Genomic DNA, 10,564 nt, shown 5'->3' with positions numbered 1-10,564 from the left:
AATTCACAATTTTGAGCTGTCTATATGAGTTTCGAAAGAGGTCTATTCTCAAGTTTAGATGTACCTTCAATTAGCTTGTTTAATTCTTCATACAATTTCTTTTGCTCTAAATTAAAGAAGCACTCTGCAACATCCAAAGTACCTTTATCAAGTGCAATTTGTAGAGGAGTTTTTCCATTATTGTCCTTTATAGCCCTTCTTATAATAGTCTGAACGGGGGTGAAAACGTCTTTATAGCTATTATAAGCCAGGAGGACAGCAGTGTATTATTATAATCTGTTCGGATTATTGTAGAAAGAGCTGTATATTCAAATCAGCTCCATAGCTTACAAGAGAATCCACATATTTCTTTTCAACAGGATAAGTAGCAGCATAGTAATGTAGAGGTGTTTTTCCCTTATAATCTTGTATATTTGGTTCAGCTCCTGCTTTTAAGAGACAATCCACTAAAGTACAACTATCAAATGAATTTAGGATTGTTGGAAGTATATGTAATAGTGTTAACTCTGAAGCCCATACTTTAAGATCGAGAACAGTTTTTAGATCTGGATTACTCTTAGTTTTCTGTAAAAATTGTTGAAGTGTTAAAGTATCACGACTATCATCTAATAATGTGAAATAACTTTTGAATTAACTTCTCCTGATTCTTTGTTAATTCTGATCTATGCGCTTTAATAACCCGTTCTTTTTCTAATAAGCTCCAATTACTTGTATTATCCATTAAGTTCATATCAATCCAAAATACACTTTGTTTAATGAGTTCATAGTAGTCATCTTTACCACTTGTTGATAATTGAGTTATAGCTCTTTTTACAATAATCCGAACAGACCGTAATATGCTACTGGCCTGCTATAGCCATAAACACATATCTTATCGCATTCGGACTATTATAAGAAAGGCTATATTTCTAATTCCTGGTCATCCGTGCTTGGCTACCTTTGCTAAGTGTTTGGTTTCCATTTCGGTTCCTGCCCATTTATTTTATCACTTTACCGATTGGTAGGTTCTATAGTATGTTCCACAAATTCCTTAGCCTCAACCACAGCTACCACCTGAATTCTAAATATAGAATACATTATGTACAATACATAATATTAGTCAAGCCGACTGAACATAATATTTTTATTATAAAGTAGTCAGGTTTATCCAAAAAAAATTCTATGCTAATATTTGCTTAAGTATGTTGACATAAGAAAAAAAATCTTTTTGACTATAGTCAATATGTACTCTCAATAAAAAAGGAGGTGAAATAGCTATGAATGAAAATGAAAAAAAGTTTATAAATTCGGTTCCAGAAAGCGATCCAGGTTACGCTGTAAAGCGCTTGCAGATTAAAGAATGGTATAAGCCATTTGGAAAAAAGATCTTAAATAGTGAAGATCTCTCTTATGTTGCGCAAGAATTTAACAATTTTTCAGATGATAAATATTGGATGAATAGGCATGGTGATTTTGTTCTTAACAGAACTTCTATTCTTAGGAATTTGCTTACCATAAAAAAAACAGACGGTAAGGACCTATTAAGTGACTATAAGAGTTACAAAGTCAAATGTTGGCTGTGTTCAGAAGAAGATGTACGTGAAATTTTTCCATCTTTAAAGAAGTATAAAGGCGATTCGGAGTCAGAAGGAGAGTTTGTTACAGATACACTTAGTAGACATTCTAGATTAATGGAGTTTTGGTCACATTATATTCATGTAATAGGTGAAAATGGTAACCCTATTTCAAGTTCTAATGAGGAAGTCCTAAATAACTTCAAGGAGTTAATAGCAAAATATAATGAGAACTATGATAAAAAATTAGATTATAGAAACAAAATTGATTTATGGAAATATGGGTTTGAATGTGCAAGAAAAGAAGGGTGTGTAGAAGCTCTGAAATTCTTTTTTAATAAATTAAAAGAAGAAATAAAGGAAAGTGAACTTGATCAAATTTTAATTGATACAGCACTGTATGCTACTTCATCTGGTAGTTTCAATCTCAGGCACAGCAATGCTAATGTCATAGATTTTTGTCTTGCTAATCTAGGTGCTGATAAGCATAAAGTGCTTCTGCAAAAAGATTATAAGGCTCGTGGCTTTTATTCTATATTAGATAAGTTAGAAGATAGTTATTTGTTTGAGTATGCCAAAGAGTTAATTAGGCGTTTGGAGCCTAAGAATATCTCATCTGAGGAATACTATGTTCACTTTGTTTTTGGAATAGGAAATCAAGTTAGTAGTGCACCTAACAAGCAATTAATGAAGTTAGGGAGTGATTTTTTGATTTGGGTATGGGAGGGGGAAGATTTTCTACACCACAAAAAATATTGTCTTGATAAGCTTAGTAAACCTGGAAGGAATGCTGGATTAACAGACATGTTATCCAATCTTGCCAGAACTGGTGCATTTGAACCTTTAGAAAAAATATTAGATTCTGCGAGTGAAGTAGGGTGTAAAAAGGAGATAGCTAAATCATTTTGTAATTCATACAGAACTTGTTGTGCTTTATATATTCAAGATAAGAAAGATTTATTGCGTAAGATTCTTGGTGACACTGAGTACAGTAATAATTTTGTAAAGGCCATAGAAGTTCTGGAAAAAGATGCTAATTATAAAGAAAAATGGGATGAAGCATGCGATTTACATAAGGAATTTAGGATAAAAGAATCTATGACAAAAATTTTGGAGCTGCTATCAGACGATGGTTTAGGTAAAGATATAGACAAAAAAATAAACGAGTCTGTACAAGATAATCAGGCTGGTGGTGATGTACCATCATCTTTAAGAGATCCAGAATCTGCTGCTTATATTCAGGAAAAAATGTCTAAATAGGGAGGAAAATATGGCAGGTGATAAAAAAGAACTAATACAGTATCTGTTCGATGCAAGCAATAATGATAGAAATTTTGAAGAAAGGTTTCAATCATTTTTAGATCAAATACCAAAACCAAGTGGGGCTTCTGCTGCACCAGAAAAGGAAGGTTTTTTTATAAATTTCTTTGCTGGTATGTTTGCTAGTTTAACGAGTACAGAACTTACTGAAAAGCTTGAACTGAGAGATTTGTGTTTTCGGGTATTAGAGATAATGAGAAAAGAGTTATATATTATTGCAGAGATTGGAAAAGAGAAGAAAAAACACCTCTTTATTTTTTCAGAAAGCAGAGACAAAAAGTCTAATACCGATTTGAAAGCAGAAATAGAGAATGTAGGCAAAGATTTAAAGTCAAGTGTAACTAAAGTTCTGATAGGTAGAGAAATACTTGAAGAAGAGGGTCAAAAATGGAAGTTTAAAGTTTTAGTAGAGCATCAAGAAGGTAAGAATCCTGAAACCAAACATTTTAAGAAAGTGGATTGCAAAGCAGATGAAAATTTAGAAGGCGGTATAGCTAAGTTAGCTATAGGCAATTTAGAGGGTGGTCTAGAAGCTATTCCGGAAATTGTTAAAGGAGCTCAAAAGCTTTATTCTGATCTCAGGGGGAAAAATGTTCATAATAAATCCAGATAAAGAAGCTGCGCAACATGGCTTTATCAGTGGTATGTTGATGAATTTTCGTTATCGCTATAATTTGAGGTTATACTTGGAGTTATTAACAGGGAGAGGATATAGTGATATCATGCTACTTGTAAGAGGAGAAGTTCGATCTTGGTCAGCTACCCCTGTGATAATGGAATTGAAGGCAAAGGGTAATGTAGACAATGCGTTGGAAGAAGCAAAGAGTTATGCTAAGGGGTTGCGTCGTAATAAAATGCGCATGTTAACAAATGCTGATGAAGCTATTTGTATGGGTATTAATCTTAATGAGCCAAGAGATTATTATAAAATTTCTGAAGTAGCATCTGAGGTAAAAAGGAATGAAGAACCTATTATGCAATCCTTGGTTAATATAGTTTATGGTAATGGTCAAGATAAAGTGAAGGAAGTAAAAACACTATTAGGTCAGCTATACTATACGTTTCCTCCGGAGCAGTATACAAAAGATTACTTAAGTCGGTTATTACTTGGACAGTCGGTTTTATTAAAAAAGCCTGAAGAAGCAAGAGATATAAAATTATATATATTTAACCACAACTTAGAGAAGAATGTAGTAGGTATATCAGTAACAAGGCCATTAGTAGGAGATATGAATCTTACTACATTTATGTTTGTCGTTAAGGAAAGTAGTAGTAAAAATAAAGTGTTTGTTTTTCATATACAAGAAGGGGGTAGTGCAGAGTCCACTGCCATTAAGTTAAGGAAAAAGTGTTAGAATGTATTATAAAATCGGGTAAGATCGCTGAATTAAAAGAAATAATGATATGAGTAAAAAAAAGAATAATTAAATTTATAAAAGATAAATTGATGAGTTTAAACTTTATTAACGCCCACAAAGCATCTCCAAAAGATTTCTCACGAAAAAGAAAGCTGCCTTTCATTGATGTATTTATTCTAATTTTCAGAAAGAGTGTAAAATCATTACAAGTAATGCTTAATGAGTTTGTCCTGCATACAAAAAAGGATCACACAATCACAGCAAGTGCATTTACTCAAGCAAGAAAAAAGCTAAAGCACACTGCATTTTCAGAGCTAAATGATAGCATAATTTCCCTATACTACCAAGATCAAGGATTTAAAACCCACCATGGTTTCAGAGTACTTGCATTTGATGCTTCTACACTGATTCTACCAAAAAATGATGAGTTAATAAATGAATTTGGCTCAAGACCAATAAGAAATTATACCGAAAAAGAGCTTGGAGATTACACAAGTACAACCTTTGAAGTATGTTACGATGTATTAAACAATATCGCAATAAAATCAGTACTTGGCAGAGGCGGTAGCTATGAAGTTGCTTTAGCTATTGATATGCTTGATAGTGTAAAATCCAACGATTTGCTGATTTGTGATAGAGGGTATGTTTCTTATAGGTTTTTTGCTGAGCTTATACAAAGAGGTATTAATTACATAATTCGCTGTCCATACTCATCATTTAATGAAATAAATGCTATGTTTAAGCCAGGAAGTCCTTCTGACATGATAGTAGTGTCAACTGCATCTGTCAAAATAGCGAGACAGCTAAGAAAGCTAGGATTACCTGATAAAATAAAGTTTCGATTAGTCAAAATAGTTCTTCATTCTGGTGAGATTGAAGTGTTAGCTACATCGTTATTAGACGAACAGCAGTTTAAAGCTGAAGAATTTGGGGAATTATACTACTTACGTTGGGGAGTAGAAACATTTTTTTCCAAACTCAAAGGAAGATTAGGCTTAGAAAATTTTACAGGTAAAAGTGTTGAAACTATTAAGCAGGATTTTTGGTCAACTATTTTTATTAGCAACTTAGAAAGTATTACAACAGAAGATGTAGAAGAGACATTGAACGCAGGCCTAGCCAATGGCAAGTCTGAGAAAAGCATTAATAAATCTGTCTCATTTAATGCAATAAAAAACTTGGCTTTCGATATTTTTTCTACAGAGTCAGACACAGACTGCATTATGGATCGATTATCAAAGTTATTTTTGATGAACACTCTAGTGGTGAGAAAAGGAAGAAAAGTTGACCGTAATAAAGTAACGAATACTCGTTCACTGAACTACCAAAAAAGAGCTAGGAAGCATGTATTTTGACCAAAGACAGTACTCATATCTTCTGATAATAACTGGGCAATTTATTGTCATATCTTCTGTAAAATGACTCCTAAATCAACTACTTCTTAAGTAATTTACATTTTAGAGTTTATCTACTTTTAAGTTTATTCTATTTTGTTTCAGCATTTATCATAACTTCTCGATTATTTCAAATCTTCTGGTTCGTTTTTTACCATTCCTTCCTTAACTTAATGGCAGTGATAAATATGCACCCGTTTACAATCTTAAATCAATTAAAACTATCGAGGTTATTATGATTACGTCTTATCAAAATTTTATTGGCATTGACATCGGAAAATTTAAAAATGTTGTTGCAGTTCACAAACAGAAGAGCGCTGTCGAATTTGACAATGATACTGCTGGTTGGCAACGAATGTTTCAAAAATTTTCAGATATCCTACCTAATTCTTTAGTGACTTTAGAAAATACAGGAAAATATGAGCTTGGTTTATCACATTTTCTTATTGACATGAATATTGCTGTACATCGAGCTAATACTCGCAAAGTAAAAAGCTTTGTCCTATCTCATGGAACTTTAGCAAAGTCTGATCAATCAGATGCAAGAGCCCTTGCTCAATATGGGTTTGAACGCTATAGTACTCTATCTCTATTTGTGCCTATGTCAAAAGAACAAACAACCTTAGCTGCACTTTGTCAACGTCGTGATGACATTACAAAAATGAGAGCTCAAGAGAAATGTAGGCTTGCAGCACCTGAAAACGACCATATAAAAGAAAGTTGTCAAAAAACCATTGAATTTTTCAACAGTCAGGTAAATGAACTCAACAATACTATACAAAAAATTATTGATGAGAATCTAGAGTTACAGAAGCGCCAAAAAATTCTTAGAACAGTTCCAGGAATAGGTCCAAAATTATCTCAAGATTTTCTATGTCTAATGCCGGAACTTGGCTACTTAGGTAGAGGAGAAGTTGCAAGTCTTGCTGGAGTTGCACCTCATCCAAAAGAAAGTGGAAAAACTATTGGTTACCGAAGAATAACAGGTGGTAGAAGCAACGTTCGTGAAAAGCTTTTTACAGCTGCAATGGCTGCTTCAAGGTCTAAGTCTGCGCTTGGTACCTTCTATTCCAAGCTTGTTGGTAAAGGTAAAAAGAAGATGGTGGCTATGACAGCTCTAATGCGTAAAATCATAGTGATTGCTAATGCGAGACTGAAAGAAGCAATGAGCCTACATACTATTTGAATCTACAGTGAATATGTGCGTCCACACAAATTTAAAGCACATATTCACTAACCACAAAATCTAAGCAGGAATTGCTGTGATGGCTGTTTGATATAAAATTCTTTTTCTATAATGAATAGGTTTTTAATTACCAAAATACCCCTCATGATTGAGTAGAATTGTAGAATTACAATAAAAAGTTGTAATAAAACAAAATTGAAAAAATTTTAAAAAACATAGTTGATCCGAAGAGCGATGCAACAAAGCCATCCCAGTGTCAGCTACTTGGATGACAGAGGGGGGTGGGATGACAGAAGATGATGGAGTGACAGGGAGTAATACAAAAAGTTTCGTCATCCCCATTGAATCGGCTTTAAAATCGATGTTCAAAGTTGAAATTTCCCTAGAAGATGCGGGGAAAATCAGAAAAGGTCAGGAAGTTGTATTAAATAACTTGCGTAATTTAAAGAATCATGATATTTGTTGTACGGTGGTGGGTAGTGTACCTATTGCAATCTGCAGTTTTATTTATGGTTGTGTGAAACCTATTCGTGTTTTTAATATTTAAAATGAGGTTTAGATGTCGATAACATCCGAAAAGAAAAAGAGTTTGATAAATATATATGCAATTAAAGAAGATGATACAGGTTCATCTTTTGTACAATGTGCAATTTTGACCGAGAGGATCAGTAACTTAACTGAGCATTTTAAAGTGCACAAGCATGACCATCACTCTAAGCGTGGTTTACTTATATTGATAGGTAGAAGACGCAAGCACTTAAATTATATAAAGCGTAAATTTGGTAATGAAGCCTATCAGGAATTAATAGAGAAGTTAGGCATTAGAAAATAATCGAGGAATTTAGTATGTTTAAAATTATAAAAAAATCTATAGAGTGGGGTGGTCGTACCTTATCTTTAGAAACAGGAAAAATAGCACGCCAAGCTCATGGTTCAGTAGTTGTAAATTACGGTGATACTTCTGTTTTAGTAACTGTTGTAAGTAAAAAGAAGGAAGAAAATGTTGATTTTCTTCCTTTAAATGTACAGTTTATCGCAAAAAGCTATGCCATGGGTAAGATCCCTGGCGGCTTTTTTAAAAGAGAAGGCAAGCCATCTGATAGAGAAACTTTAATCTCAAGGGTAATAGATAGAAGTATAAGACCACTATTCCCAGAAGGATTTCATGATGAAATTAGTGTGGTGTGCAATCTATTAACTTATGATACAGTCAATCCTCCTGAAGTGCCAGCATTGATTGGTGCTGTTGCAGCTCTTGCAATTTCTGGTGTTCCCTTTCACTTTACTATAGCTGGAGTGATGGTTGGTTGTGATGAAAATAATAACTATATACTCAACCCTTCTGTTCAAGAGATGAAAGCAAGCAGCTTGGATCTGTTTTTGTCTGGTGATGAAAATTCAATTTTAATGGTTGAATCAGAAGTGAAAGAGCTCTCTGAAGAAAATGTTTTTAATGCAATAAAATTTGGCCATGAACACCTTAAGCCTGTCATTAAGCTCATAAAAGAGTTTGCTGATACAATTGGCAATAAACCTGAGAGCTTTGCCCCTATTGATGCATCAGATATAACACAAGAGCTCGAAAAATACGGTAAAGATTTTGAAAAAGCATATTCGCAAACAGTAAAACAAGAGCGAGTTCAAGCTCTAGAAGCGATCAGAGAGAATATATTGAATACTCTTAAAGAAACTGGAAAAGACGAAAAGTTAATTACGTATGCAGTAAAAAACTTTGAAAGATCTTTAGTACGTGAAATAATTAGGAAGAAAAGTGTAAGGATAGACGGTCGTAAGCATGATGAGATACGTCAGATAGAAGTTGAAGTTGATATTCTGTCCAAAACTCACGGTTCTGCACTATTTACAAGAGGCAATACTCAGGCACTGGTTGTTACTGCTCTTGGCACCACTCAAGATGAGCAAATTGTGGATGATATTGAAGGGGATAGACGTGAGCATTTCATGTTGCATTATAACTTTCCCTCATTTGCTGTTGGAGAAACTTCTGCTGCGCGTGCACCAGGAAGAAGAGAAATCGGTCATGGCAAACTTGCTTGGAAAGCAATTCATCCTGTTTTACCCGATAAGTCTGAATTTCCTTATACAATAAGAGTAGTGTCCGAAATTTTGGAGTCTGATGGTTCTTCTTCTATGGCAACAGTTTGTGGGACTTCTCTTGCTTTAATGGATACGGGTGTGCCAATAAAGGCCCCTGTTGCTGGAATTGCTATGGGTCTCATCAAAGATAAAGACGAGTATGTAATACTTTCCGATATACTTGGTGATGAAGATTATCTTGGTGATATGGACTTTAAAGTAGCAGGAACTAGTGAAGGGGTTACGGCGCTACAAATGGACATGAAAATTTCTGGTATAAGCTTTGAAATTGTTGAAAAATCTTTAGAACAGGCAAAAGCTGGAAGATTACATATTTTAGAAAAAATGAATGCAGTGATTTCAGAACACAGTGATGATGTCAAAGACCATGCACCAAGGATGTTATCATTTTACATAGATAAAGACAAAATTTCTGCTGCTATAGGTTCTAAGGGGAAAAATATACGCAGTGTGTGTGAAAGAAGTAATGCAAAAATTGAAATAGGAGATGATGGTAAAGTTTCTGTTTTTGCTACGAGTGGCACTGAAGCTGAAATTGCAAAGAGTATGATGATTGATTCAATAACAGAACTAGAACAAGGTTCTATAGTTGATGTCAAGGTTGTAAGAATAGAGAAGTCTATTGTAGAGCTTGAATTTCTTAATGGCAGAAAAGGAAAAATGCACATAAGTGAAGTAGCTAATGAACATATAGATTCTATAGAGAGCGTACTTAAACAAGATGATACTTTCAAAGCACTAGTAATTGACTTCGAAAAAGGTGGGTGTCCAAAGTTGTCAAGACGTCGGGTTGACCAAGAGACGGGAGAGTTTTTTGAAGGTGAGCTTTACAACGAGGAAAGGAAAGATGGTCCAAATGACAGGGATAATTATTACAATAATTCATTTAGTAGAAAACCTGGAGGAAGTCACCATAAGAGGCCTCCTCGTCCTCGTTCTGGTTTCAGCAACAGAAATAGGCCGAAATTTGGTAATAATGATTCATCATCAGGTTTTTATTAAGAGTAAACTTCTTGCGTTACCTCTCGTCATTCCAGTGCTTAACACTGGAATGACACCCTTTCTGGTGAAGGTTGTTCTCAAATCACAATGTTAGTACAATTGTGGTGTTAGCTATAGCTAACCCAAGGTATCCGTTCAGCGGAGTGGTAGAATAAGGTAGACAAAGTGATCTAAAAAGATAATCATAGAGCAAAAGTGAGGTAATGTGGTAAACCTTTTAGAACTTTGCAAAAATTTACAGCAAAAAATAGAAAAACTGAAAGCAGAGATAGAAAACTTAAAAGCAGAAAATAAAGCTTTAAAGATAGAGAACGCTGAATTAAAGGAAAGGCTTGGTTTAAACTCGAAAAATTCATCTCTACCGAGCTCTAAAGAATTGTACAAAACAAAAAAGGACAAGCCAAAAAGCGAAAGGAATGTTGGCGATCAGGTTGGGCATAAAGGAAATTTTCATGCTACAATGGAAGCGGATAAAGTAGTAAAAATAGAGTTGCCTAATATTTGCGAATGCGGAGGAGAGCTTGTAATATGCGAAAAACCTTATGTTCACCAAAAAGTTGATCTTCCGGAAATTAGGCCTTATGTAGTATAGCATTTCTCATAATAGTCCGAACAGGTCATAGGAAGGCAGAA

The 10,564-nt window shown here is 34.3% G+C and carries 10 protein-coding genes and 1 pseudogene; 10 read left to right on the top strand and 1 reads right to left on the bottom strand.

The window, feature by feature from the left end; all coding sequences use genetic code 11:
- The first annotated feature begins 24 nt into the window (after positions 1–24).
- On the top strand, positions 25–213 hold the full coding sequence (locus DEF52_RS06320; RefSeq protein WP_151808088.1) for a hypothetical protein: 189 nt from the start codon (positions 25–27) through the stop codon (positions 211–213).
- 72 nt (positions 214–285) lie between these two features.
- On the opposite strand, the gene DEF52_RS06670 is transcribed toward DEF52_RS06320, so the two are convergent.
- Positions 286–447 carry a hypothetical protein gene (locus tag DEF52_RS06670; RefSeq protein ID WP_237357371.1) on the bottom strand — a complete coding sequence of 54 codons (162 nt, stop codon included), beginning with the start codon at positions 445–447 and terminating at the stop codon, positions 286–288.
- Positions 448–1,256: 809 nt separating this feature from the next.
- Here DEF52_RS06670 and DEF52_RS05580 point away from each other — a divergent pair.
- The 9 genes and pseudogenes from DEF52_RS05580 to DEF52_RS05540 all read left to right on the top strand — a co-directional run.
- A complete protein-coding gene (locus DEF52_RS05580; RefSeq protein ID WP_151808087.1) occupies positions 1,257–2,813 on the top strand; it encodes a hypothetical protein in 1,557 nt (518 codons plus the stop codon).
- A 10-nt stretch (positions 2,814–2,823) separates the two neighbouring features.
- Positions 2,824–3,486, top strand: coding sequence for a hypothetical protein (locus DEF52_RS05575; protein ID WP_151808086.1), 663 nt, complete (start codon positions 2,824–2,826; stop codon positions 3,484–3,486).
- Positions 3,464–4,228 carry a hypothetical protein gene (locus DEF52_RS05570; RefSeq protein ID WP_151808085.1) on the top strand — a complete coding sequence of 255 codons (765 nt, stop codon included), beginning with the start codon at positions 3,464–3,466 and terminating at the stop codon, positions 4,226–4,228. The genes DEF52_RS05575 and DEF52_RS05570 overlap by 23 nt, the downstream gene beginning before the upstream one ends.
- A 92-nt stretch (positions 4,229–4,320) precedes the next feature.
- The gene (locus DEF52_RS05565) at positions 4,321–5,586 is read left to right on the top strand and encodes an IS4 family transposase (RefSeq protein WP_151807607.1); all 1,266 of its coding nucleotides are present in this window, start codon (positions 4,321–4,323) and stop codon (positions 5,584–5,586) included.
- Positions 5,587–5,860: 274 nt separating this feature from the next.
- Positions 5,861–6,811 carry an IS110 family RNA-guided transposase gene (locus DEF52_RS05560; protein WP_151808084.1) on the top strand — a complete coding sequence of 317 codons (951 nt, stop codon included), beginning with the start codon at positions 5,861–5,863 and terminating at the stop codon, positions 6,809–6,811.
- Between the two features lie 253 nt (positions 6,812–7,064).
- Positions 7,065–7,358, top strand: coding sequence for a hypothetical protein (locus tag DEF52_RS05555; protein ID WP_237357370.1), 294 nt, complete (start codon positions 7,065–7,067; stop codon positions 7,356–7,358).
- Positions 7,359–7,370: 12 nt separating this feature from the next.
- A complete protein-coding gene (gene rpsO, locus DEF52_RS05550) occupies positions 7,371–7,643 on the top strand; it encodes a 30S ribosomal protein S15 (RefSeq protein WP_006279944.1) in 273 nt (90 codons plus the stop codon).
- Positions 7,644–7,657: 14 nt separating this feature from the next.
- The gene (gene pnp, locus DEF52_RS05545) at positions 7,658–9,931 is read left to right on the top strand and encodes a polyribonucleotide nucleotidyltransferase (protein WP_012673288.1); all 2,274 of its coding nucleotides are present in this window, start codon (positions 7,658–7,660) and stop codon (positions 9,929–9,931) included.
- Between the two features lie 205 nt (positions 9,932–10,136).
- A pseudogene (locus DEF52_RS05540) lies at positions 10,137–10,520 on the top strand (IS66 family transposase); the annotation flags it as partial.
- Positions 10,521–10,564: the final 44 nt, after the last annotated feature.

Source organism: Wolbachia endosymbiont of Nasonia oneida (genome assembly GCF_009012935.1).
GTDB lineage: Bacteria > Pseudomonadota > Alphaproteobacteria > Rickettsiales > Anaplasmataceae > Wolbachia > Wolbachia pipientis.
This window is presented reverse-complemented; position numbering and strand designations above follow the sequence as displayed.

What these genes read in the sequence shown, in the direction of transcription:
- DEF52_RS05570 (WP_151808085.1), top strand. Translation starts at nt 3,464, where the DNA reads ATGTTCATAATAAATCCAGATAAAGAAGCTGCGCAACATGGCTTTATC.
- DEF52_RS05560 (WP_151808084.1), top strand. Translation starts at nt 5,861, where the DNA reads ATGATTACGTCTTATCAAAATTTTATTGGCATTGACATCGGAAAATTT.
- rpsO (WP_006279944.1), top strand. Translation starts at nt 7,371, where the DNA reads ATGTCGATAACATCCGAAAAGAAAAAGAGTTTGATAAATATATATGCA.
- DEF52_RS05565 (WP_151807607.1), top strand. Translation starts at nt 4,321, where the DNA reads ATGAGTTTAAACTTTATTAACGCCCACAAAGCATCTCCAAAAGATTTC.
- DEF52_RS05580 (WP_151808087.1), top strand. Translation starts at nt 1,257, where the DNA reads ATGAATGAAAATGAAAAAAAGTTTATAAATTCGGTTCCAGAAAGCGAT.
- pnp (WP_012673288.1), top strand. Translation starts at nt 7,658, where the DNA reads ATGTTTAAAATTATAAAAAAATCTATAGAGTGGGGTGGTCGTACCTTA.
- DEF52_RS06320 (WP_151808088.1), top strand. Translation starts at nt 25, where the DNA reads ATGAGTTTCGAAAGAGGTCTATTCTCAAGTTTAGATGTACCTTCAATT.
- DEF52_RS05575 (WP_151808086.1), top strand. Translation starts at nt 2,824, where the DNA reads ATGGCAGGTGATAAAAAAGAACTAATACAGTATCTGTTCGATGCAAGC.